At 73.2% G+C, this 24358-nt stretch carries 19 protein-coding genes; 14 read left to right on the top strand and 5 right to left on the bottom strand.

From position 1 onward, the window contains the following. Positions 1-68 precede the first annotated feature (68 nt). From ACZ6ZN_RS31440 to ACZ6ZN_RS31455, 4 genes are read left to right on the top strand one after another with little or no spacing between them, the layout of a single operon-like run. Positions 69-2273 (top strand): 1,4-beta-glucanase, encoded by a 2205-nt coding sequence (locus ACZ6ZN_RS31440; RefSeq protein ID WP_469651513.1) that lies wholly within the window; start codon positions 69-71, stop codon positions 2271-2273. Beyond that, a complete protein-coding gene (locus ACZ6ZN_RS31445) occupies positions 2273-4240 on the top strand; it encodes a beta-galactosidase (protein WP_469651516.1) in 1968 nt (655 codons plus the stop codon). The genes ACZ6ZN_RS31440 and ACZ6ZN_RS31445 overlap by 1 nt, the downstream gene beginning before the upstream one ends. Next, complete coding sequence (locus tag ACZ6ZN_RS31450; RefSeq protein WP_469651519.1) at positions 4237-6432, top strand: glycosyl hydrolase family 95 catalytic domain-containing protein; 2196 nt, start codon at positions 4237-4239, stop codon at positions 6430-6432. Before ACZ6ZN_RS31445 ends, ACZ6ZN_RS31450 begins: the two co-directional genes overlap by 4 nt. A gap of 40 nt (positions 6433-6472) precedes the next feature. Further along, complete coding sequence (locus tag ACZ6ZN_RS31455; protein WP_469651521.1) at positions 6473-7186, top strand: glycoside hydrolase family 12 protein; 714 nt, start codon at positions 6473-6475, stop codon at positions 7184-7186. A gap of 51 nt (positions 7187-7237) precedes the next feature. Here ACZ6ZN_RS31455 and ACZ6ZN_RS31460 read toward each other — a convergent pair whose 3' ends face one another. Then, entirely contained in the window at positions 7238-9289 is a 2052-nt protein-coding gene (locus ACZ6ZN_RS31460; RefSeq protein ID WP_469651523.1) for a glycoside hydrolase family 31 protein, read from the bottom strand. A 92-nt stretch (positions 9290-9381) separates the two neighbouring features. Beyond that, complete coding sequence (locus ACZ6ZN_RS31465) at positions 9382-10395, bottom strand: LacI family DNA-binding transcriptional regulator (RefSeq protein WP_451877118.1); 1014 nt, start codon at positions 10393-10395, stop codon at positions 9382-9384. A 336-nt stretch (positions 10396-10731) separates the two neighbouring features. Between ACZ6ZN_RS31465 and ACZ6ZN_RS31470 the strand changes: the two genes are divergently transcribed. The 7 genes from ACZ6ZN_RS31470 (at position 10732) to ACZ6ZN_RS31500 (ending at position 20129) form a co-directional block, all read left to right on the top strand. Beyond that, a complete protein-coding gene (locus ACZ6ZN_RS31470; RefSeq protein WP_469651524.1) occupies positions 10732-12672 on the top strand; it encodes an acyl-CoA dehydrogenase family protein in 1941 nt (646 codons plus the stop codon). Positions 12673-12779: 107 nt separating this feature from the next. Next, the gene (gene dxr, locus ACZ6ZN_RS31475; RefSeq protein ID WP_398106284.1) at positions 12780-14036 is read left to right on the top strand and encodes a 1-deoxy-D-xylulose-5-phosphate reductoisomerase; all 1257 of its coding nucleotides are present in this window, start codon (positions 12780-12782) and stop codon (positions 14034-14036) included. Between the two features lie 8 nt (positions 14037-14044). Beyond that, on the top strand, positions 14045-15337 hold the full coding sequence (locus ACZ6ZN_RS31480) for a M50 family metallopeptidase (RefSeq protein WP_398107092.1): 1293 nt from the start codon (positions 14045-14047) through the stop codon (positions 15335-15337). A 168-nt stretch (positions 15338-15505) separates the two neighbouring features. Then, positions 15506-16663, top strand: coding sequence for a flavodoxin-dependent (E)-4-hydroxy-3-methylbut-2-enyl-diphosphate synthase (gene ispG, locus ACZ6ZN_RS31485; RefSeq protein WP_398106283.1), 1158 nt, complete (start codon positions 15506-15508; stop codon positions 16661-16663). Between the two features lie 189 nt (positions 16664-16852). After that, positions 16853-17701 (top strand): GNAT family N-acetyltransferase, encoded by an 849-nt coding sequence (locus tag ACZ6ZN_RS31490; RefSeq protein ID WP_398106282.1) that lies wholly within the window; start codon positions 16853-16855, stop codon positions 17699-17701. Positions 17702-17790: 89 nt separating this feature from the next. Next, positions 17791-18321: a GNAT family N-acetyltransferase gene (locus ACZ6ZN_RS31495; protein ID WP_469651527.1), complete on the top strand. Its 531-nt coding sequence runs from the start codon at positions 17791-17793 to the stop codon at positions 18319-18321. A 107-nt stretch (positions 18322-18428) separates the two neighbouring features. Then, a complete protein-coding gene (locus ACZ6ZN_RS31500; RefSeq protein ID WP_451877047.1) occupies positions 18429-20129 on the top strand; it encodes a proline--tRNA ligase in 1701 nt (566 codons plus the stop codon). 36 nt (positions 20130-20165) lie between these two features. Here the strand turns inward: ACZ6ZN_RS31500 and ACZ6ZN_RS31505 are convergent, their stop codons facing one another. From ACZ6ZN_RS31505 to ACZ6ZN_RS31515, 3 genes are read right to left on the bottom strand one after another with little or no spacing between them, the layout of a single operon-like run. Continuing rightward, positions 20166-21068, bottom strand: coding sequence for an aminoglycoside phosphotransferase family protein (locus ACZ6ZN_RS31505; RefSeq protein WP_398106279.1), 903 nt, complete (start codon positions 21066-21068; stop codon positions 20166-20168). Positions 21069-21115: 47 nt separating this feature from the next. Next, complete coding sequence (locus tag ACZ6ZN_RS31510) at positions 21116-21580, bottom strand: ferritin-like domain-containing protein (protein ID WP_451877046.1); 465 nt, start codon at positions 21578-21580, stop codon at positions 21116-21118. After that, positions 21577-22149, bottom strand: a complete 573-nt coding sequence (locus ACZ6ZN_RS31515; RefSeq protein ID WP_469651531.1) for a hypothetical protein — start codon at positions 22147-22149, stop codon at positions 21577-21579. The genes ACZ6ZN_RS31510 and ACZ6ZN_RS31515 overlap by 4 nt, the downstream gene beginning before the upstream one ends. A gap of 207 nt (positions 22150-22356) precedes the next feature. On the opposite strand from ACZ6ZN_RS31515, the gene rimP reads away from it, so the two are divergent. The 3 genes from rimP to ACZ6ZN_RS31530 all read left to right on the top strand — a co-directional run bounded on the left by rimP (position 22357) and on the right by ACZ6ZN_RS31530 (position 24254). After that, entirely contained in the window at positions 22357-22854 is a 498-nt protein-coding gene (gene rimP / locus ACZ6ZN_RS31520; protein ID WP_398106276.1) for a ribosome maturation factor RimP, read from the top strand. Between the two features lie 2 nt (positions 22855-22856). Beyond that, complete coding sequence (gene nusA, locus ACZ6ZN_RS31525; protein WP_398106275.1) at positions 22857-23855, top strand: transcription termination factor NusA; 999 nt, start codon at positions 22857-22859, stop codon at positions 23853-23855. Between the two features lie 102 nt (positions 23856-23957). Continuing rightward, the gene (locus ACZ6ZN_RS31530; RefSeq protein ID WP_398106274.1) at positions 23958-24254 is read left to right on the top strand and encodes a YlxR family protein; all 297 of its coding nucleotides are present in this window, start codon (positions 23958-23960) and stop codon (positions 24252-24254) included. Positions 24255-24358: the final 104 nt, after the last annotated feature.

Genomic DNA, 24358 nt, shown 5'->3' on the forward strand with positions numbered 1-24358 from the left:
CACGGTCCTCCCGCCCCGGAGGGCGCCCACCCAGCCCCGCCCAGGAACCGAGGAAACCGAGGTATGTCATGAGCACGTTCGGTTTGAGCAGGCGTTCCGTCCTCGCCGGGACCGCGGTCGCCGCAGCGGCCGCCTCCCTGCCGGCGGCACAGGGGCGGGCACACGCCGCCGCGCCCGACGCCCGCGGCGAATACCGCTGGCGCAACGTCGTCCAGGGCGGCACCGGATTCGTCACGGGCGTGCTGTTCCACCCCACCGTCCGCGGACTGGCCTACCTGCGCACGGACATCGGCGGCGCCTACCGCTGGGAGGACCGGTCCGGCCGGTGGATCCCGCTGACCGACCACCTCGGCTGGGACGACTGGAACCTGCTCGGGGTGGAGGCCATGGCCGTCGACCCGGCCCACCCGGACCGGCTGTACCTCGCGCTCGGCGCCTACACGCAGCCCTGGGCCGGCAACGGGGCCGTGCTGCGCTCCGGGGACCGGGGCGCCACCTGGCAGCGCACCGACCTGACCGTCAGGCTCGGCGCGAACGAGGACGGGCGCGGCTGCGGGGAGCGACTGCTCGTCGACCCGCGCGACAGCGACACCCTCTGGCTCGGGACCCGGCACGACGGCCTGCTCAAGTCGACCGACCGAGGCGCGAGTTGGGCCCCTGCCGGTTTCCCGGCCACCCCCGGTCCCACCGGGCAGGGCATCACCCTCCTCGTCGCCGCGGGCCGCACGGTCTACGCCGGCTGGGGCGACTCCGACGGCACGGCCGGCCGACCCGCCCTGTACCGCAGCTCCGACGGCACGACCTGGGAGGCCGTCCCCGGACAGCCCACCGGCGCGGCCGCCCGGGTGCCGGTCCGGGCCGCGTACGACCGGCACACCCGCGAGCTGTACGTGACCTACGCCGACGCCCCCGGCCCCAACGGCCAGTCGGACGGCAGCGTGCACAAACTGCGCACGACGGACGGGAGATGGACCGAGGTCACGCCGGTCCGGCCCGGAGGCCGCACGGAGGACGGGGGCAGGGACACCTTCGGCTACGGCGGCGCCGCCGTCGACGCGCGCCGCCCCGGCACCGTGGTCGTGTCCACCAACAACCGCTGGGCCCTGGTCGACACCGTCTTCCGCACCACCGACGGCGGCCGGACCTGGACGTCCCTGAAGGACCGGGCCGTCCTCGACGTCTCGGAGACGCCCTACCTCGAGTGGGGCGGTGACGCGCCCAAGTTCGGCTGGTGGATCCAGGCTCTCGGACTCGACCCGTTCGACTCCGGGCATGTCGTCCACGGCACCGGGGCGACCCTCTACGGCACCCGCGACCTCAGGCACTGGGCCCCGCAGATCCGGGGCGTGGAGGAGGCGTCCGTCCGGCAGCTGCTCTCCCCGCCCGCCGGTGAGGCCCATCTGCTCAGCGGCTGCGGGGACGTCGGCGTCATGTACCACGAGCGGCTCACGGCCTCACCGTCCCGCGGCATGGCCACCGACCCGGTGTTCGCCACCTCGACCGGGCTCGCCCTGGCCCCGGCCCGGCCCTCCTACGTGGTCCGGGCGGGGTGGGGCGACCACGGCAACGGCGCCTTCTCGCACGACGGCGGGCAGACGTGGGCGCCCTTCGCCTCCCAGCCGGACGCGGCCCGGACCGCGCCCGGCCCGATCGCCACCGGGGCCGACGGCGGCGTGCTGCTGTGGTCCTTCGGCACCGCCCACCCCGCCCACCGCTCGGCGGACAACGGCCGCACCTGGGCCGAGGTGCCGACCTTCCCCCGGGGCGCCACACCGGTCGCCGACCCGGTCGACCCGGCCCGCTTCTACGCCTTCGACACCACCACCGGCACCCTGCACGCCAGCACCGACGGCGGCCTGACGTTCTCCGCCCGGGCGTCCGCACCGAGCGCCGGCGACAGCGAGTACCAGCTGGCAGCCGCCCCGGGCCGCTCCGGCGACCTGTGGCTGAGCCTGAAGTGGAACGGGCTGTACCGCTCGACCGACGGCGGCACGAGCCTGCGCAAGGTGGACAGCTGCTGGGCCGCCTACACCCTGGGCTTCGGCAAGGCGGCCGAGGGCGCCTCCTACCCGGCGCTCTACCTCGTCGGCGCCACCGGGACGACCACCGCGGTGCACCGCTCGGACGACGAGGCGAGGACCTGGGTGCGCGTCAACGACGACCGGCACCAGTGGGGCTGGATCGGCGCCACCGTCACCGGCGACCCGCGCGTGTACGGCCGGGTCTACGTGGCGACCAACGGGCGGGGCGTGCAGTACGGGGAGCCCGTCTGATGCCCGGCCTGGAGGACGTCACCCGGGGCCGCCTGCTGTTCGGCGGCGACTACAACCCGGAGCAGTGGCCCGAGGAGACCTGGCGCGAGGACGTCCGGCTGATGAAGGCCGCCCGCGTCAACTCGGTCACGCTCGGCGTCTTCTCCTGGTCGAAGCTGGAACCCGAGCCGGGCGCACGGGAGTTCGGCTGGCTGGACACACTGATGGACCTGATGCACGAGCACGGCATCGGTGTCGTCCTCGCCACCCCTACCTCCTCGCCCCCGCCCTGGCTGGGCCGGCTGCACCCCGACACCCTGCCCGTCACCGAGGACGGGCGCACCGAGTGGTGGGGCGGCCGGCAGCACTTCTCGCACTCCAGCGCCACCTACCGCCGTCACGCGGCCGCCATCACCGAGGACCTGGCCGCCCGCTACGGCGGCCACCCGGCCCTCACCCTGTGGCACATCAACAACGAGTACTGCACGGCCGACCACGGCGACCAGGCAGCCGCCGCCTTCCGGCGGTGGCTGCGCGCGAGGTACGGCACCCTCGACGCCCTCAACGAGACCTGGGGCACCGCCTTCTGGGGCCAGCACTACGACACCTGGGACGGCATCCTGCCGCCCCGCCTGCCGCACTACCTGCGCAACCCCGGCCAGGTGCTGGACTTCCGCCGCTTCACCTCCGACATGCTCCTGGAGTGCTGCACCGCGGAGCGGGACATCGTCCGTCGGCACTCCCCGCACGTGCCGGTCACCACCAACTTCATGCCGCTGTGGTCCGGGGTCGACGCCTGGCGCTGGGCCCGGGAGGAGGACGTCGTCTCCGTCGACCTCTACCCCGACCCGCGCGACCCGCTCGGCGCCCAGCACGGCGCGCTGGTGCAGGACATGACCCGCTCCCAGGCGCGCGGGCCGTGGGTGCTGATGGAGCAGGCCGCGGGCCCGGTCAACTGGCGCGGGGTGAACCACCCCAAGCCCCGGGGCCTGAACCGGCTGTGGTCGCTCCAGGCGGTCGCCCGGGGCGCCGACGCGGTCTGCTACTTCCAGTGGCGGCAGTCCCGGCAGGGCGCCGAGAAGTTCCACTCCGGGATGCTCGGCCACGCCGGTGAGGAGGGGCGCACCTTCCAGGAGATCACGCGGCTCGGCGCCGACCTGGAGCGGATCGCGCCCGCCGTGACCGGGCGGTCCGTCCCCGCGCGGGTGGCCGTCCTGCACGACTGGCACGCCTGGTGGGCCGGCGACCAGGACGGCCGCCCGTCCGGCCGGGTGGAGTACCCGGACGTGCTGAGCGCCTGGCACCGGGCCCTGTGGCAGGCCCACCTGACGACCGACTTCGCCCACCCCGAGCACGACCTGACGCCCTACGCGCTGGTCGTCGTGCCCCAGTTGTACGCCCTCACCGACGCGGCCGTCGGCAACCTCCTGGCCTACACGCGGCAGGGCGGCACCCTGGTCTGCGGCTTCCTCACCGGGGTCGCCGACCAGGACGACCGGGTGCGACCCGGCGGGATGGACGCCCGGCTGCGGCGGCTGTTCGGCATCCGCACCCTGCACGAGTGGTGGCCGCTGGAGGCGGGGGAGACCGTGGCCTGCGAGGGCTTCCGGGGCACCCTGTGGTCCGAGGAACTGGAGGGCGACGGCACCGCCGAGGAGACCGTGCCCTACCGGGGCGGTGAGCTCGACGGGCTCCCCGCGGTCCTGCGCAAGGGCCGGGCCTGGTACTTCTCCACGCTCCCGGAACCCGGGCCGCTGCGGGACCTGCTGGCGTCCGTCGCGCGGGAGGCGGGTGTGCGCCCGGTGCTGGACGGGCTGCCCGACCGGGTCGAGGCCGTGCGCCGGGGCGAGCTGCTGTTCGTGCTGAACCACGGCAGCGAGCCGGTGACGGTCGAGGTGCCGGGCACCCACCACGACCTGCTGACCGGCACGGACGTCACCGGCCGGGTCACCCTCGGCCGCTACGGGGCGGCGGTGCTCCGGCCATGACCCACGCAGCCCCCGTGCACGGCACCTGGGAGCCGCGGCCCGCCGCCCGCTGGGAGGACGGCTTCCTGAGCGGCAACGGCCATCACGGCGCCCTCGTGTTCGGCGAACCGGACGCCGAACAGGTCGTCGTCACCCATCACACCCTGGTCCGGCCGGGCGAGGGCGGCACCCGGCCGCCCGAGCTGGCCGCGGCCCTGCCCGGGGTGCAGGACCGGCTGCTGGCCGGCGACACCGGCGCGGCCGAGGGCTTCACCGACGGCCGTCCCCTCCGGTGGGTGCGGGCGTTCCACCCCGCTTTCGGAATCCGGCTGGACCGGCCGGCCGGCGCCGGCACCGGCTACCGCCGCGAGGTCGACTTCGCCACCGGCACCGTCCGTACGTCCTGCGACGGCTGGACCAGCCGGGTCTTCGTCTCACGCGCCGACGACGTGATCGTCCAGCACGTCACCGGGCCGGGCGGAGCCCTGCGGGTCGAACTGGACCACCGGCTGCCCGGCGCCCCGGCCGCTCCTTCCGTCGGGCACGGAGCCGTCCTGACGCCCGACGGCGCCCTGCTGAGCGTCCACCTGCGCCATCCGGGCAGCGACCTCGCCTGCACCGGCGTCACCCGGATCGCCGTCACGGGCGGCCGGACGACGCTCGTGGCGCCGGGCGTGCGCGTCGAGGGCGCCACCTCGGTGCTGCTCCTGACCCGGGTGCGACGGCACACCGGCGAGCTGGACGTGGTCGACGAGGGCCGGGCCCTGCGCGAGCTGCCCGCCGACCCGGACGAACTCCTCGACCGCCACCTCGCCCGGCACCGCACCGCCTACGAGCGCGTCACCCTCGACCTCGCCGCCACCCCCGCCGAACGCGCCCTGCCCGGCTCGGCGTTGCTGAAGCGGCCCCGCAGCGCGGCCCTGCTGGAGCGGCTGTTCGCCGCCGGGCGCTACCACCTGCTCAGTGCGAGCGGCCTGTTCCCGCCGCGCCTGACCGGACTGTGGACCGGCGACTGGAACACCGCCTGGTCGGGCGCGTTCACCCACGACGCCAACCTCAACCTCCAGATCGCCTCCGCCGCCGCGGCCGCCCTGCCCGAGGTCACCGAAGCCCATGCCCGCCTGGTCCACGGCCAGTTGCCCGACTGGCGCGACAACGCCCGCGCGATCTTCGGCGCCCGGGGCGTGGTGGCCCCCGCGCACAGCGACGGGGCGTGCGGGCACGCGTACCATTTCAGCCGCGAGTACCCCCTGCACCTGTGGACGGCCGGCGCCGACTGGCTGCTCAAGCCGCTCGTCGACCACGACGAGACCCACGGCACCCGCGACCCGCGCACGGCCGCCGCACTGGCCGAAGTCGCCCTCTTCTACGAGGACTTCCTGACCCGCACCGACGGCGACGGCCACCTCGTCGTCGTCCCCTCGTACTCGCCGGAGAACCGCCCCGCCAACGCGGGCTGGGGCACCCTCAACGCCGCCATAGACCTCTCGGCGGCCCGCCACGCCCTGCGCACGGCCGCCGCCCTCCACCCCGGCACCGCGCGGGCCGGCCGCTGGACGGCCCTGGCCGACCGGCTCCCGCCGCACCGGATCAACGCGGACGGGGCGCTGGCCGAATGGGCCTGGCCGGGGCTGGAGGACACCTACGACCACCGCCACCTCAGTCACCTCTACGGCGTCTGGCCGCTGGAGGAGATCACCCCCTACGACACCCCCGCACTGGCGGCGGCGGCCCACCGCGCGCTGGAACTGCGCGGTGTCGGCAACGCCTCCGCGCACGGCCACCTGCACCACGCGCTCGTGGCGGCCCGGCTGCGGGACGCGGACGGCGTCGCCCGCGCCCTCGGCCGCATCCTGGAGAACGACTTTTTCCACGCCTCCCTGATGAGCGCGCACTACCCCGGCCGGGACGTCTACAACGCCGACGCGGCGCACACCCTGCCCGCGGTGCTGATCGAAACGCTCGTGCAGTCCACCCCCGGCCGGCTGGTGCTGTTCCCGGCGCTGCCGGCGCACCTCACGGCCGGCGCGCTGCGCGGCGTGCGCACCCGGTTCGGGGCCGGGCTCGACCTCGTCTGGCACCCGGACGGCGAGGCCAGGGCCGTGCTCCGGCCGGACCGCACCGTCCGCGTCGACCTCAGGACTTCCTCCGGTGCCGAGCTCCTCGACCTCGTCGCCGGGGAGGACCGCGTCCTCACCCTGAGAGCGCGGTGATCCCCCTCCCGCGCATCCCCCCACCCATGGAAGGGACACCATGGCATCACGCATCCCGAGCAGGATCACCAAGGCGCTGACGGCCCCGGCCCTCGCGCTCGGCGTCACCGTCGGCCTCGCCTCCGCCCCCGCCTCCGCGGCCGTCTGGAACTCCTGCGACCAATGGGGCAACACCGGCCTGAACGGCTACACGCTCTACAACAACATCTGGGGGTCCGGCGCCGGCCGCCAGTGCATCTGGGCCAACTCCGGCACCAACTGGGGCGTCTGGGCCGACCATCCCGGCACCGGCGGCATCAAGTCCTACCCCAACTCCAAGAAGGTGATCAACAAGACGATCACCTCCCTGTCCTCGCTCAGCAGCTCCTACGACGTCACCGTCCCGGCGGCCGGCGCGTACAACTCCTCGTACGACATCTGGGACACCGACCACGACTACGAGATCATGCTCTGGGTGAATTACCACGGTGCCGTCGGGCCGCTGGGGACCTCCCAGGGCACCGTCGGCCTCGGCGGCCACACCTGGAACGTCTACAAGGGCAGCAACGGCGCCAACGAGGTCTTCTCGTTCCTGCGCACGTCCGACTCCACCGCCGGCAGCGTGAACATCCTGCCGATCCTGAAGTGGATCAAGGACACCAAGAAGTGGATGGGCAACGAGACCATCGGCGACGTGCAGTTCGGCTACGAGATCACCTCGTCGTCCGGCGGCCTGAACTTCACCACCAACAACCTCACGGTCAGCAGCAGCTGATCGCGCGGCCGGTGCGGTGGGCCGGCCTCCCCGCCCGGGGAGGCCGGCCCCTCAGCCCGCCTGCTCCGCGATCGGCAGCCGCGCGCCGTCCCGCAGGAACAGCGGGATGCGGTCCAGCGGGGCGTCGACGGTGACGGCCTCGCCGCCCTGGTACGTCTCACCGGTCCACGCGTCGGTCCAGGCGGCGCCCGCCGGGAGGTACACCGTCCAGGTGGTGGCGCCCGGCTCCAGCACCGGCGCGACCAGCAGGTCGGCCCCGAGGAGGTAGGCGGTGGAGACCTGCCAGGCGAGCGGGTCCCGCGGGAACTCCAGGAACAGCGGCCGCATCACCGGCAGCCCCTCCTCGTGCGCCGCGCGCATGACCTGCATGACGTACGGCCTCAGCCGCTCCCGCAGCCGCAGGTACTTCTCCAGGACCGCCCCGGCCTCCTCGCCGTAGGACCACACCTCGTTGGGGCCGCCGGTCATGTCCGGCCCCAGGGGCATCCCCGGGTCGCGGAAGCCGTGCAGGCGCATCAGCGGGGACAGCGCGCCGAACTGGAACCAGCGGACCATCACCTCCCGGTAGGCCGGGTCGTCCGGATCGCCGCCGTGAAAGCCGCCGATGTCGGTGTTCCACCACGGGATGCCGGACAGGGCCGTGCTGAGCCCGGCCGCGATCTGCCGGCGCAGGGTCGGGAAGTCCGTGCCGATGTCACCCGACCACAGGGCGGCCCCGTAGCGCTGACTGCCCGCCCAGGCCGAGCGGTTGAGCGTGACGATCTCCTCCTCGCCGGTGGCGGCCAGACCCTCGTGAAAGGTGCGGGCGTTCTCCGCCGGGTACAGGTTGCCGACCTCCAGGCCCGGGCCCGCCCAGTAGCGCAGGTTCTCCTGGAAGCCCGGCTTCAGCTCCGGCTCGCAGGCGTCCAGCCAGAACGCCGTGATGCCGTACGGGTCCAGGTAGTTCTCCTTGATCCGCGACCACACGAACGCCCGGGCCTCGGGGTGGGTGGCGTCGTAGAAGGCGACCTGGACCGTGGAGGCGACCTCCTTGTCGGGCCAGTCGGCGTGCGCCACCGGGCCGTACTGGGTGCCGATGAACCAGCCGCGCTGCTCGAGCACCGGGTGGTTCTCGCTCAGCGGTGACACCGACGGCCAGACGCTCACCACCAGCTTGACGCCCAGGTCCGTCAGCTCGCGCACCATCGCCGCCGGGTCCGGCCACTCCTTCGGGTCGAACTTCCAGTCGCCGAGGTGCGTCCAGTGGAAGAAGTCGCACACGATCGCCGACAGGGGCAGGCCCCGGCGCCGGTACTCCCGTGCCACCGCCAGGAGTTCGTCCTGGGTGCGGTAGCGCAGCTTGCACTGCCAGAAGCCGGCCGCCCACTCGGGCAGCATCGGGGACCGTCCGGTCACCGCGCTGTAGCGGCGCTGGCCGTCGGCCGGATTCCCGGCGGTGATCCAGTAGTCGATCTGCCGGGCGGAGTCGGCGACCCACCGGGTGCCGTTGTGCGCCAGCTCCACCCGGCCGATCGCCGGGTTGTTCCACAGCAGGGTGTAGCCCCGGCTGGAGGTCAGCACCGGGATGGTGACCTCGGCGTTGCGCTGCACGAGGTCCAGCACCAGGCCCTTGTGGTCGAGCCGCCCGTGCTGGTGCTGGCCGAGGCCGTACAGCTGCTCGTCGTCGTAGGCGGCGAAGCGCTGCTCCAGCCGGTGGTGGCCGTTGCCGACGGCGGTGTAGAGGCGCGGGCCGGGCCACCAGAAGTGGGCCCGCTCCTCGGCGAGCAGCTCGCCGCGGTCCTCGGTCCGCAGGAAGCGGACCAGGCCCTCGCCGTTCACCTCGGCGGTGAGCGAGCCCACCGTGAGCCGCCCGGTGCCGTCCTCGATCTTCACGGTGGACGCCGTGGCCGGCGCCTCGTCGAGCAGGGCGCCCGGCAGCCGGTCGAGGACCGGGCCGCCGAGTCGGGCCCGCACCCGCACGGCGTCCGGGCCCCACGGTTCGATCCGCAGGGTCTCCTGGCGGCCGCTCCACTCCAGCGCGCCGTCCCGCTCGCGGAAGACGCCGACGGTGGGGGAGGACTGCGCCAGGCTCACCTGGGGCTGGGTTTCGGCAGACTGGTTCACGCGGGCTCCTGTGCTCCTGGAGGAGTGCGGACATGGCGGCCCCCCGGGAGGAGGCGGGCTGCTGAGGGCGGCGAGGACGGGGGCGGGTGCGCCTAGGCGCGGCTCGGCGCCGGTCCCGTGCTCGCGCGGACGGTCAGTTCCGGAGGGAGCAGCACGACCTCGTCGCCGTCCCGCCCGCCGAGCTTGGCGACCAGGTGCTCCACCGCGCGCCGGCCCATCTCCTGGGCGGGGACGGCGACCGACGTCAGCCGCACCGAGGACTGCGTGGCCACCTGGTCGGGGCAGATCGCGACCACCGACATGTCCTCGGGCACGGCCCGGCCCTGCTGGCGCAGCAGTGCGAGCAGCGGTTCGACCGCGGACTCGTTCTGCACGACGAGCCCGGAGGTGCCCGGGCGCTCGTCGAGGATCCGGGCGAGCGTCACGGCCACCGCGTCGTACCCGCCCTGGCACGGCCGGTGCAGCAGCCGGACGTCCAGTTCCCGGGCGCGCGAGCGCAGTCCGTCCAGCGTGCGCTCGGCGAAGCCGGTGTGGCGTTCGTAGACGGCCGGGGCCTCCCCGATGACAGCGATGTCACGGTGCCCCTGTGCGGCCAGGTGCTCCACGCACAGCGCGCCCGTCGCCCGGAAGTCCAGGTCGACGCAGGTCAGCCCGGCCGTCTCGGCGGGCAGCCCGATGAGCACCGACGGCTGGTCCGCCGCCTGGAGCAGCGGCAGCCGCTCGTCGTCGAGCTCGACGTCCATGAGGATCATCCCGTCGGCGAGCCCGCTCCCGGCGACCCGGCGCACCGCGTCCGGGCCCTCCTCGCCGGTGAGCAGCAGCACGTCGTAGCCGTGGGTGCGCGCGGAGGTCGCCACGGCGATGGCGATCTCCATCATCACGGGCACGTACAGGTCGGTGCGCAGCGGGATCATCAGCGCGATGATGTTCGACCTGCTGCTGGCCAGGGCACGCGCGCCGGCGTTCGGGTGGTACCCGAGCTCGCGGATGCTCAGCTCCACCCGGTGCCGGGTGGCCGCGGAGATGGACCGCTTGCCGCTGAGCACATAGCTCACCGTGCTCGCCGAGACTCCGGCGTGCTGGGCGACCTCGGCGAGGGTGACCATCCGGCTCTCCAGGGTTGTGAAGCGCTTCGACAGCGCGCCGGGCCGGCGCGGGCAGGTGAGGGTGGTTCGACAGTAGCTGCGGCGGGAGTGGGTGTCCATAGGTTGTCGAAGCGCTTCGATGAAGGGTTTCCCGGAACGCTCCGCGTCCCGATCCACCCGGCGAGGCGACACCGCCGGCGCACGCCCGGCCGGGGCGGCGTCCGCCCCGGGGCCGCTTCGGCCGAACGGACGCGCGAGGACTGGTGGGGGAGTCCGCTTTCGGGTACCAACGATCCCGTAGCACCGGTCGGTAACGAAACGATCCTTCCTCCACCTACATGCGGCGAGGTGCCCCTCATGTCCGCTTCCACCACCCCCTCCTCCCGTCCCGCCGTCACCGAGCGCGAGGCCCGCGCGGTGGCGGAGGCCGCCCGGGAACAGCACTGGCGCAAGCCCAGCTTCGCCAAGGAGCTGTTCCTCGGCCGCTTCCGTCTCGACCTCATCCACCCCCACCCCGTGCCCGAGGAGGAAGCGGCCCAGCGCGGCGAGCAGTTCCTCGCCAAGCTCCGCGACTTCGTCGAGACGAAGGTCGACGGCGCCCTCATCGAACGCGAGGCCCGCATCCCCGACGAGGTGATCGACGGCCTCAAGGAGCTCGGCGCCTTCGGCATGAAGATCGGCACCAAGTACGGCGGCCTCGGCCTCGGGCAGGTCTACTACAACAAGGCCCTCGCGCTCGCGGGCTCCGCCAGCCCCGCCATCGGCGTGCTGCTCTCCGCGCACCAGTCGATCGGCGTGCCGCAGCCGCTGAAGCTGTTCGGCACCGAGGAGCAGCGCGAGCGCTTCCTGCCGCGCTGCGCCCGCACCGACATCAGCGCCTTCCTGCTCACCGAGCCCGACGTCGGCTCCGACCCGGCCCGCCTCGCCACCACGGCGATCCCGGACGGCGACGACTACGTCCTGGACGGCGTGAAACTGTGGACCACCAACGGCGTCGTCGCCGACCTGCTGGTCGTCATGGCCCGGGTGCCGAGGAGCGAGGGGCACCGCGGGGGCATCACCGCCTTCGTCGTCGAGACCAACGCGCCGGGCGTCACGGTCGAGAACCGCAACGCCTTCATGGGCCTGCGCGGCATCGAGAACGGCGTCACCCGCTTCCACCAGGTGCGCGTCCCCGCCGCCGACCGGGTCGGCGAGGAGGGCCAGGGCCTGAAGATCGCCCTGACCACCCTCAACACCGGGCGGCTGTCGCTGCCCGCGTCCTGTGTGGCGGCCGGCAAGTGGTGCCTGAAGATCGCCCGGGAGTGGTCGGCGGCCCGCGAGCAGTGGGGCAAGCCCGTCGCCCACCACGAGGCGGTCGGCTCCAAGATCTCCTTCATCGCGGCCACCACCTTCGCCCTGGAGGCCGTGACGGACCTGGCCGCGCAGATGGCCGACGAGGACCGCAACGACATCCGCATCGAAGGCGCCCTCGCCAAGCTCTACGCCTCCGAGATGGCCTGGACGATGGCCGACGAACTCGTCCAGATCCGCGGCGGACGCGGCTTCGAGACGGCCGACTCGCTCCGGGCGCGCGGCGAGCGCGGTGTCCCGGCCGAGCAGTTGCTGCGCGACCTGCGCATCAACCGCATCTTCGAGGGCTCGACCGAGATCATGCACCTGCTGATCGCACGCGAGGCCGTCGACGCCCACCTCTCCGTCGCCGGTGACCTCATCGACCCGGAGAAGTCCCTGAGCGACAAGGCGAAGGCCGGCGCGAACGCGGGCGCCTTCTACGCCAAGTGGCTGCCGAAGCTGGTCGTGGGCCCGGGCCGGCTCCCCACCTCCTATGCCGAGTTCAAGCACGGCGTGGACCTCTCCGGGCATCTGCGCTACGTCGAGCGCACCTCCCGCAAACTGGCCCGCTCCACCTTCTACGCCATGTCCCGCTGGCAGGGCCGCATGGAGTCCAAGCAGGGCTTCCTCGGCCGGATCGTCGACATCGGCGCCGAACTGTTCGCCATGAGCGCGGCCTGCGTGCGCGCCGAGCACCTGCGCGCCCGGGGCGAGAACGGCCGCGAGGCCTACCAGCTCGCCGACGTCTTCTGCCGCCAGGCCCGCATCCGCGTCGAGGAACTGTTCACCCGGCTGTGGACCAACACCGACGACCTCGACCGCAAGGTCGTCAAGGGCGTGCTGTCCGGCACCTACGAGTGGCTCGAGCAGGGCATCGTCGACCCGTCGACCGACGGGCCCTGGATCGCGGACGCGACCGCGGGGCCCTCGCAGCGGGAGAACGTCCACCGGCCGATCCGCTGACCCGGACCCCGACCCGGACCCCATGGGGGCGCGAACCAATACGGCGCGCGCCCCCATGGAGGGGATGCGCCGTCCTCACACGCGGCGCTTACGGCAACAATGGAGGGATGAGCGACAGTCCAGCCCCTCTCGCCGACCCGCACCTCGTCTACGACCCCGTCGCGGGCGACGGCCCCAAGGACGTGGTGATCCTCGGCTCCACCGGGTCCATCGGCACCCAGGCCATCGACCTCGTGCTGCGCAACCCCGGCCGCTTCCGGGTCACCGCCCTCTCGGCCAACGGCGGCCGGGTCGCCCTCCTCGCCGAGCAGGCCCACCGGCTGCGGGTGCGCACCGTCGCCGTGGCCCGCGAGGACGTCGTACCGGCCCTGCGCGAGGCGCTCTCCGCGCAGTACGGCCCGGGCGAGCCCCTCCCCGAGATCCTCGCCGGCCCCGACGCGGCCACCTCGGTGGCCGCCTCCGACTGCCACACCGTGCTGAACGGCATCACCGGCTCCATCGGACTGGCCCCCACCCTCGCCGCCCTGGAGGCGGGCCGCACCCTCGCGCTCGCCAACAAGGAGTCGCTCATCGTCGGCGGCCCCCTGGTCAAGGCCCTGGCCAAGCCCGGCCAGATCATCCCGGTCGACTCCGAGCACGCCGCCCTCTTCCAGGCCCTGGCCGCCGGCACCCGCGCCGACGTCCGCAAACTCGTCGTCACCGCCTCCGGCGGCCCCTTCCGCGGCCGCACCAAGGCCGAGCTGGCCGGCGTCACCGTCGAGGACGCCCTGGCCCACCCCACCTGGGCCATGGGCCCGGTCATCACGATCAACTCCGCGACCCTCGTCAACAAGGGCCTGGAGGTCATCGAGGCGCACCTGCTCTACGACATTCCCTTCGACCGCATTGAGGTCGTCGTGCATCCCCAGTCGTATGTGCACTCGATGGTTGAGTTCACGGATGGATCGACACTGGCCCAGGCGACCCCGCCCGACATGCGCGGGCCCATCGCCATCGGTCTCGGCTGGCCCGAGCGCGTCCCCGACGCCGCCCCGGCCTTCGATTGGAGCAAGGCTTCCACCTGGGAGTTCTTCCCGCTCGACAACGAGGCCTTCCCCTCGGTGAACCTCGCCCGGCACGTCGGCGGGCTCGCGGGCACCGCCCCGGCGGTGTTCAATGCCGCCAACGAGGAGTGCGTGGAGGCGTTCCGCCGGGGCGCACTGCCGTTCAACGGGATCATGGACACCGTCACCCGGGTCGTCGAGGAGCACGGCACCCCGCGGACGGGAACCTCGCTCACCGTGTCGGACGTCCTCGAAGCGGAGACCTGGGCGCGGGCCCGGGCCCGGGAACTGGCGGCACAGACGGCGGAGGCCCGTGCATGACGACCCTGATGTTCATCCTCGGCATAGTCCTCTTCGCGGTCGGCCTGCTGTTCTCGATCGCGTGGCACGAGCTGGGGCACCTGTCCACCGCCAAGCTCTTCGGCATCCGCGTCCCGCAGTACATGGTCGGTTTCGGCCCGACGCTCTTCTCCCGCCGCAAGGGCGAGACCGAGTACGGCGTCAAGGCCATCCCGTTCGGCGGCTACATCCGCATGATCGGCATGTTCCCGCCCGGCCCCGACGGCCGCCTGGAGTCCCGCTCCACCTCCCCGTGGCGCGGCATGATCGAGGACGCCCGCTCCGCCGCCTACGAGGAGCTCCAGCCCGGCGACGAGAAGCGGATGTTCTACACGCGCGCCCCCTGGAAGCGCGTGATCGTGATGTTCGCCGGGCCCTTCATGAACCTGATCCTGGCGGTGGTGCTGTTCCTCACCGTCCTGATGGGCTTCGGCATCACCCAGCAGACCACCACCGTCGGCTCCGTCTCCCAGTGCGTCATCGCCCAGAGCGAGAACCGCGACAAGTGCGAGAAGGGCGACCCGGCCGCCCCGGCCGCCGCCGCCGGCCTCAAGGCGGGCGACAAGATCGTCTCCTTCGCCGGCACCCGCACCGACGAGTGGAACGAGCTGTCCGACCTCATCCGCGCCAACCCCGGCAAGGACGTGCCGATCGTCGTCGAGCGGGACGGCCGGGAGGTCACCCTCCACGCGGAGATCGCCACCAACCAGGTCGCCAAGAAGGACTCCGGCGGCCGGATCGTCGAGGGCGAGTACGTCCAGGCGGGCTTCCTCGGCTTCAGCGCCGCCACCGGCGTCGTCAAACAGGACTTCGGTCAGTCCGTGACCTGGATGGGCGACCGGATCGGCGAGGCCGTCGACTCCCTCGCCGCCCTCCCCGGCAAGATCCCGGCCCTGTGGAACGCGGCCTTCGACGGCGCCGAACGCGAGGCCGACTCCCCGATGGGCGTGGTCGGCGCGGCCCGTGTCGGCGGCGAGATCTTCACCCTCGACATCCCGCCCACCCAGCAGCTGGCCATGGCCCTGATGCTGGTCGCCGGCTTCAACCTCTCCCTGTTCCTGTTCAACATGCTGCCGCTGCTGCCGCTCGACGGCGGCCACATCGCGGGCGCCCTGTGGGAGTCGCTGCGCCGCAACCTCGCCCGGCTGCTGCGCCGCCCCGACCCGGGCCCCTTCGACGTCGCCAAGCTCATGCCGGTCGCGTACGTCGTCGCCGGGATCTTCATCTGCTTCACGATCCTCGTCCTGATCGCGGACGTGGTGAACCCGGTGAGGATCTCCTAGCCGCACGGAGTTCCGGGCGGCCCGGAGGTTTCCCCACCGGGCCGCCCCCCATCGGGTGGTGCCGCGGGTGGGATGTGCCCGCGCCCGCGCCGGTGCCGTAATCTCGAAGCTCGGGGCCCGCTGCTCACGGGACCGGACCTTGATCCACGACTTGGGGTTGCACAGCAGATGACTGCGATTTCTCTCGGCATGCCGTCCGTTCCGACCAGGCTCGCCGAGCGCCGCAAGAGCCGGCAGATCCAGGTCGGGTCCGTGGCGGTCGGCGGGGACGCCCCCGTCTCCGTGCAGTCGATGACCACGACCCGCACCTCCGACATCGGCGCCACCCTCCAGCAGATCGCCGAACTGACCGCCTCGGGCTGCCAGATCGTGCGCGTCGCGTGCCCGACCCAGGACGACGCCGACGCCCTCGCCACCATCGCCCGCAAGTCCCAGATCCCCGTCATCGCCGACATCCACTTCCAGCCCAAGTACGTCTTCGCGGCGATCGAGGCCGGCTGCGCGGCGGTCCGCGTCAACCCGGGCAACATCAAGCAGTTCGACGACAAGGTCAAGGAGATCGCCAAGGCGGCCCGCGACCACGGCACCCCGATCCGCATCGGTGTCAACGCCGGCTCCCTCGACCGCCGCCTGCTGCAGAAGTACGGCAAGGCCACCCCCGAGGCCCTGGTCGAGTCGGCCCTGTGGGAGGCGTCCCTCTTCGAGGAGCACGACTTCCGCGACATCAAGATCTCCGTCAAGCACAACGACCCGGTCGTCATGATCGAGGCCTACAAGCAGCTCGCCGAGCAGTGCGACTACCCGCTGCACCTCGGCGTCACCGAGGCCGGCCCCGCCTTCCAGGGCACCATCAAGTCGGCCGTCGCCTTCGGCGCCCTGCTCTCCCAGGGCATCGGCGACACGATCCGGGTGTCCCTGAGCGCGCCGCCCGCCGAGGAGGTCAAGGTCGGCATCCAGATCCTGGAGTCCCTGAACCTCAAGCAGCGCGGCCTGGAGATCGTCTCCTGCCCGTCCTGCGGCCGCGCCCAGGTCGACGTCTACAAGCTGGCCGAAGAGGTCACCGCCGGCCTCACCGGCATGGAGGTCCCGCTGCGCGTCGCCGTCATGGGCTGTGTCGTCAACGGCCCCGGCGAGGCCCGCGAGGCCGACCTCGGCGTCGCCTCCGGCAACGGCAAGGGCCAGATCTTCGTCAAGGGCGAGGTCATCAAGACCGTCCCCGAGTCCAAGATCGTGGAGACCCTCATCGAGGAGGCCATGAAGCTGGCCGAGCAGATGGAGAAGGACGGCGTGACCTCGGGCGAGCCGTCGGTGGCCGTCGCGGGCTGAGGACGGGACCCCACCGCGCCCCGCAGCGGGCGCGGCGCCGGGCCGGCATGCGGCTGCGCCGCACAGGGGCGGCACGCCGCGGACGTCCCGCGCCCCCCGGCGACGCAAGCCCCCAGCTCCCAGACGCCCCGCCCCGGCAGCGCAGCTATAGTGCGGGGACAGCCGACCCCAGTGTGTGAGGCCCCGCACGTGTTGACCCAGACCACCTCACGGGTCCTCGAACCGAGCGACCTGGACGCCGCGCTCGCCGTACTCGACCGCGAGCCGGTCGCGAACGCCTTCGTGACGTCCCGGGTGCAGATCGCCGGACTCGACCCGTGGCGGCTCGGCGGCGAGATGTGGGGCTGGTACGAGGACGGCGTCCTGACCTCCCTGTGCTACGCCGGCGCCAACCTCGTACCGATCTGCGCCACCCCCCGCGCCGTCCGCGCCTTCGCCGACCGCGCCCGCCGGGCCGGCCGCCGCTGCTCCTCCCTCGTCGGACCGGCCGACGCCACCGCCGACCTGTGGCGGCTGCTGGAACCCCACTGGGGACCGGCCCGCGAGGTCCGCCGCCACCAGCCCCTCATGGTCGCCGACCGCCTCCCGGCCGACGTCACGCCCGACCCGTACGTCCGCCGCGTCCGCAAGGACGAGATGGAGACGATCATGCCGGCGTGCGTGGCGATGTTCACCGAGGAGGTCGGCGTCTCCCCTCTGGCCGGCGACGGCGGCCTGCTCTACCAGGCCCGCGTCGCCGAACTCGTCGGGTCCGGCCGCGCCTTCGCCCGCTTCGGCCCGGACGGCAAGGTGGTCTTCAAGGCCGAGATCGGCGCCGCGACGGACCGCGCCTGCCAGATCCAGGGCGTGTGGGTGGCCCCCGAGTACCGCGGGACCGGCCGGGCGGCCCCCGGCATGGCGGCCGTCCTGCGCTACGCCCTGGCGGACGTCGCCCCCGTCGTCAGCCTCTACGTCAACGACTTCAACACCGCCGCCCGCCGCACCTACCGCCGGGTGGGCTTCGAAGAGGTCGGCGCCTTCATGAGCGTGCTGTTCTGACACGCCCCGCCGGGCGCCCCCACCGGTGCGCCCGGCCGGTGCCGCAGCCACCCGGACGGCGACCGGCGACCCCCTGTAGGCTCCCCGCCATGGACCTGGTGATCGGCCCCCTCGACCTGTCCGCCCACGTGGACGAGGCCCTGGCTGTCCAAGCCGTGGCCTTCGGCCTCGGCCACGACGAAGTCGCCGTCCGCCGCCAGATCGTCCTGCGCCACATGACCTACCCCGGCGCCCGCGCCCTGGGCGCCACCGCCGACGGCGCCCTCGTCGGATTCGTCTACGGCATGCCCAACGACCGCACCCACTGGTGGTCCACCGTCGTCGAGCCCTACCTCCGCGCGAACGGCCACGACCACTGGCTCGACGACTCCTTCGTCATCACCGAGCTGCACGTCCACCCCGCCCACCAGAACCGCGGACTGGGCCGCTCCCTGATCACCACGATCACCGACGGCGCCGACGAACCCCGCTCGATCCTCTCCGCGATCGACACCGACAGCCCCGCCCGCGCCCTGTACCGCTCCCTCGGCTACCAGGACCTGGCCCGGCAGGTCCTCTTCCCGAGCGCGCCCAAGCCGTACGCCGTCATGGGCGCCCCGCTCCCGCTGCGCCGCCGTTAACCGATTTCCACCGCCCCCTACCGCCCGGCTAACCTCCTGCCATCACCCTCTCCCGCTCCCGGGCCCGCCCGGGCGGGGGGACCCACGTCAGCAGGAGCAGAAGAACCATGGCGAACGCACCGGTCCAGCGCATGTCCCAGTTGATGGCGAAGACGTTGCGCGACGACCCGGCGGACGCCGAGGTCCTCAGCCACAAGCTGCTCGTACGCGCCGGGTACGTGCGCCGCACCGCCGCCGGTGTCTGGAGCTGGCTGCCGCTCGGCAAGCGCGTCCTGGCCAACGTCGAGCGCATCGTCCGCGAGGAGATGGACGCCATCGGCGCCCAGGAGGTCCTGCTCCCCGCCATCCTGCCCCGCGAGCCCTACGAGGCGACCGGCCGCTGGGAGGAGTACGGCCCCGAGCTGTTCCGCCTCCAGGACCGCAAGGGCGGCGACTACCTCCTCGGCCCCACCCACGAGGAGATCTTCACCCTGCTGGTGAAGGACCAGGCGTCCTCCTACAAGGACCTGCCGGTCATCCTCTACCAGATCCAGAACAAGTACCGCGACGAGGCCCGCCCCCGCGCCGGCATCCTGCGCGGCCGCGAGTTCCTGATGAAGGACTCCTACTCCTTCGACACCGAGGACGAGGGCCTCGCGAAGTCCTACGCCCTGCACCGCGAGGCCTACCAGCGGATCTTCGCCCGCCTGGGTCTCGACTACCGCATCTGCGCCGCGACCGCCGGCGCCATGGGCGGCTCCAAGTCCGAGGAGTTCCTCGCCCCGGCCGAGGCCGGCGAGGACACCTTCGCCGACTGCCCGAACTGCGACTTCGCCGCCAACACCGAGGCGATCACGTACGAGCTGAAGCCCGTCGACGGCTCGGACGTGCCGGCCGCCGAGGACATCCCCACCCCCGACACCCCGACCATCGAGACCCTCGCCGCCCACCTCGGCGTCCCGGCCTCCGCCACGCTGAAGAACCTCCTCGTGAAGGTCGACGGCGAGATCGTCGCCGTCGGCGTCCCCGGCGACCGCGAGGTCGACCTGGACAAGGTCGAGGCGCACTTCGCCCCGGCCGCCGTCGAGCTGGTCACGGAAACGGACTTCGCGGCCCGTCCCGACCTGGTCCGCGGCTACGTCGGGCCGCAGGGCCTGGACAAGGTCACCTACATCGCCGACCCGCGCGTCGCCCCGGGCACGGCCTGGATCACCGGCGCCAACAAGCCCGGCACGCACGCGAAGAACGTCGTGGCGGGCCGCGACTTCGAGGTCGACCGGTACGTCGACGTCGTGGTCGTCCAGGAGGGCGACCCCTGCCCCAAGTGCGGCACGGGCCTCGTCCTCGACCGCGCCATCGAGATCGGCCACATCTTCCAGCTGGGCCGCAAGTACGCCGACGCCCTCAAGCTCGACGTCCTCGGCCAGAACGGCAAGCCGGTCCGCGTCACCATGGGCTCCTACGGCATCGGCGTCTCCCGCGCGGTGGCCGCCCTGGCCGAGCAGACCGCCGACGACAAGGGCCTGTGCTGGCCCGCCGAGGTCGCCCCGGCCGACGTCCACGTGGTCGCCGCCGGCAAGGCGCTCCAGACCGAACTGGCCCTGGAGATCTCCGGGAAGCTGGCCGCGGCCGGTGTCCGCGTCCTCGTCGACGACCGCCCCGGCGTCTCCCCGGGCGTGAAGTTCACCGACTCCGAGCTGATCGGCGTGCCGCAGATCCTGGTGGCCGGGCGCCGCGCGGCCGACGGCGTGGTCGAGCTGAAGGACCGCCGCACCGGCGAGCGCGAGGAGCTCACGGTCGAGGAGGCCGTCGCCCGCCTCACCGCGTAGGGCCCGCGGCGGCTGTGAGCGCCCGGGCCGGGGCGCTCACAGCCAGCTCGCGAACTCCAGCAGCAGCTCCGCGTCGCGCGGCCGGCCCACCCGGCCGGCCCGCACACCCGACTCCACGGCCCGGAACAGCGTCCAGCCGCGCAGCCGGTCCTGGTCCACCTCCAGCGACTCCGCCAGCCGCTTCACCCGGCGCCGGGTCGTGGCCGCCCCGGACGGCTGGGCGACCAGGTCCTCCACCCGGTCGCGGACCAGCCGGGCCAGGTCGAAGGCCCCCTCGCCGACCACCGGGTCGGGCCCCACGGCCAGCCACGGCATCCGCTCCCCGGCCAGCACCTTGCTCTGCCGGAACGTCCCGTGCAGCAGCAGGTGCTCGGGCGGCGCGGCCAGCAGCTCCTCGCGCGCCGCGAGCGCGGTGTCCACCAGCGGGGCCACCTCGGCGTCCACCCGGGCACGCGCCCGCATCGCCTCGGCCTGCCGCCCGGTGCGCTCGGCCACCGTCTCGAAGGGGAAGCCCGCCGGCGCCTCGACCCACAGCCGCCGCAGCGTCCCCGCGGCCTCCAGCAGCGCCTTCGCCTCCGGCAGCGACCGCACCGACACGTCCGGGTGCAGCCGCTCCAGCAGCAGCACCCCCTCGGCCGACGGGGGAGGTTCGAGCAGCTGGACCGCGCCCCGTCCGCCCCAGTGCGCCAGCGCGGCCCGTTCCGCCTCCGGCCGGGCCCGCCCGGGCGCCAGCTTGAGCACGGCCGGTGTGCCGTCGGCCGTGCGCACCAGCACCACCAGGCTGCTGCGGCCGCCCGGCAACTGGACCCGCTCCACGGTCAACTCGCGTAGCGCGACGGCCTGCCGAGCCGCCTCCGGCAGCTTCTCCAGCCAGTCGTCACCGTCCGGTGCCGTCTCGCCGAGCGCTCTGACCAGGCGCTGCGGCGGTTCGAAAACCATGCGCGAGTCGTTCCCTTCCTGCTGTCCGCGGTGCGCGCCCTCCCGGGTCACGCCGTGGGCGCCGCCGAGGGCGAGGCCTGTCCGGCCCGCTCGGCGAGCCCAGGGAAGGCTACGCTCTCGCCGCGCCAGCGCACCGCCCGCACCGCCGCCTCCCGCAGCGCCCCGGCGGCCAGGGCGCGCCGCCCGCCGTCGCCTTCGCGCACCAGGTCGGCGTAGACCGCGGCCACCCGGTCCTCCAGCTCGGCGGCCAGCCGGACGGCGGCCGCCGCGTCCGGCACCTGGAACGGCAGCGCGTAGCCGGCCGCCGCGGCCACCGGCCTGCCCCCCAGGTCCCTCACCTCGCGCACCAGCGCGTCCCGGCGGGACCGGTGCGCGTCGTACGCCGTCCGCGCCTCCGCGCGCAGGTCGTCGCCGATCCGCCCGCCCACGACGCCGTAGCCGTACACCGCCGCGTGCTCGGCCGCCAGCGCCGCCTGCACCGCCCGCAGCTCGCGGTCCTCCGCCTCGCTCACGCCTTGCCCTCCGTCAGCAGGTACACGTGCGCCGCCCCCGACGCGGCCACCGACGCCAGCAGCCGTGCCAGCTCGCCGGGCACGCCGAGCAGTGCCTTGGTCCGCCGGTCGGCCAGCTCCCGCTCCGCGGTCGCGAGGGCGGCCAGGGCGTCCTTGTCGCTGCCGGGCACCTCGGGACCGGGGGAGGGGCTCGTCGTGGCCGCCGACGCGGACGGGGAGGCGGGTGAGGCCGGCGGGGACGGGGTGGCGGGCGAAGCCGACGGGGACGCCCCGCGGCCGCCGCCGAAGGCCCGCGCGTGCCGGACGGTCTCCTCGCGCAGCGGCCGCAGCCGCTCCGCGAGCGCCGGGCGGGCGGTGATCACCGCGTCGTAGCGCGCCGCCAGCTCCTCGCTGTCGCGGGCCGCACGCACGCGTGCGGCCCGCTCGGCCGCCGTGGTGCCGTCGCCGGCGCCGGTCCCGTCACCGGAGCCGGCGGTGCATCCCGCGAGGGCGAGGGCCGCCGGAGCGGCGGCGAGCAGGCTCCTTCTGCGCGGCCCCGAGCGGGCGCGCGGCGATGAGGGGAACGGCACGTCAGACGTCCTCGGGGGGCTCGTGGCGAGAAAGAAGCGGCTTCCAGGGCTGCACGCCCGTGATCACGGTACCCGGGCCCCGGGCCCCGACCACTCAGCGGCACCGTTCGTGACCGGGTGGACGGCAACACTCCCTGCGACCGGATACCCTTTGACCAGACACGCGACCCATCCCACAACAGCACACGCGGCCGAGGAGTCACCCGGATGAGCACCACCCAGAGCGAGAGGCTGCGAGAGCTACTGGAACCGCTCGTCGCCTCCCAGGGCCTGGATCTCGAAGAGATCGAAGTGGACTCCGTCGGCCGCAAGCGTGTGCTGCGCGTCGTCGTCGACTCGGACACGGGTGCGGACCTGGACCAGATCGCCGATGTGAGCCGCGCGCTCTCGGCGAAGCTCGACGAGGACGACGCGATGGGCGAGGGCGAGTACACCCTCGAGGTCGGCACCCCGGGCGCGGAGCGCCTCCTCACGGAACACCGGCACTACGTCCGCGCCACGGGCCGGCTGGTGAAATTCCAGCTGGCCGAGGACGGCGAGCTGGTCGCCAGGATCCTGACGGTCGACGACGAGGGCGTCGACACCGAGGTGCCCGGGGTCAAGGGCCGCAAGCCCACCGCGCGCAGGCTCGCCTTCGACGAGATCGTCAGGGCCCGCGTGCAGGTCGAGTTCAGCCGCAAGGACAAGAAGGAAGAGGAGGCGTAGCCGTGGACATCGACATGAGTGCCCTGCGGGGCTTGGTTCGGGAGAAGGAGATCTCCTTCGACCTGCTGGTCGAGGCGATCGAGTCGGCCCTCCTCATCGCCTACCACCGCACCGAGGGAAGCCGCCGCCACGCGCGCGTGCAGCTCGACCGGGAGACCGGCCATGTGACCGTGTGGGCGAAGGAGGACCCGGACGACCTCGAGGAGGGGCAGGAGCCCCGCGAGTTCGACGACACCCCGTCCGGCTTCGGCCGTATCGCCGCCACCACGGCCAAGCAGGTCATCCTGCAGCGCCTGCGCGACGCCGAGGACGACGCGACGCTCGGCGAGTACGCCGGCCGCGAGGGCGACATCGTCACCGGAGTGGTCCAGCAGGGCCGCGACCCGAAGAACGTGCTGGTCGACATCGGCAAGCTCGAGGCCATCCTGCCCGTGCAGGAGCAGGTGCCGGGCGAGACCTACCCGCACGGCATGCGGCTGCGCTCCTACGTCGTCCGGGTGGCCAAGGGTGTCCGCGGCCCGTCCGTGACGCTGTCGCGCACCCACCCCGCCCTGGTGAAGAAGCTCTTCGCCCTGGAGGTGCCGGAGATCGCCGACGGGTCCGTGGAGATCGCCGCGATCGCCCGCGAGGCCGGTCACCGCACCAAGATCGCCGTACGGTCCACCCGGTCCGGGCTGAACGCCAAGGGCGCCTGCATCGGTCCCATGGGCGGCCGGGTCCGCAACGTGATGGGCGAGCTGAACGGTGAGAAGATCGACATCGTCGACTGGTCGGAGGACCCGGCCGACATGGTGGCGAACGCGCTCTCCCCGGCCCGTGTCTCCAAGGTCGAGATCGTCGACATGGCGACCCGCTCGGCCCGGGTGACGGTGCCCGACTACCAGCTGTCCCTGGCCATCGGCAAGGAGGGGCAGAACGCCCGCCTCGCGGCCCGGCTGACCGGCTGGCGGATCGACATCCGGCCGGACACCGAACCGGCCGGTGAGGGCTCCGGGGAATAGATCCGGACCGCGCGCCGTTCAGATCACGACAGGTTCGTGCGCGGCAACTGTTCGAATCCTGCCCCAAAGGGGTGAGGAGCGTACGGGGAGGTAGACTTAGCAGTGTCTGGCCGGACGCGCGCCCGCGCATGCCCTGAACGCACCTGTGTGGGGTGTCGGGAGCGAGCGGCCAAGGCCGAACTGCTGCGGATCGTGGCGATCGAGGGTGAATGCGTCCCCGATCATCGCGGTACGCTGCCCGGCCGGGGTGCGTACGTTCACCCCGCGACGGTCTGTCTCGACCAGGCGGTACGCCGCCGGGCGTTCACGAGGGCACTGCGCGCCCCGGGAGCGCTCGACACAAAGGCGTTGCGCCACTACGTCGAGCAGACGACAGTTGCCGAGCAGGCAACACCGTAAGACGTGCCGTACGGAACCCCGTGCGGCTAGGTACCTCGCGAGTCGAAAGCAGGTCGAGATTGCGATGAGCACTCGATGAGTACGCGATGAGTACGCCCATGAAC

It is taken from the genome of Streptomyces sp. NPDC053665, from assembly GCF_055585285.1.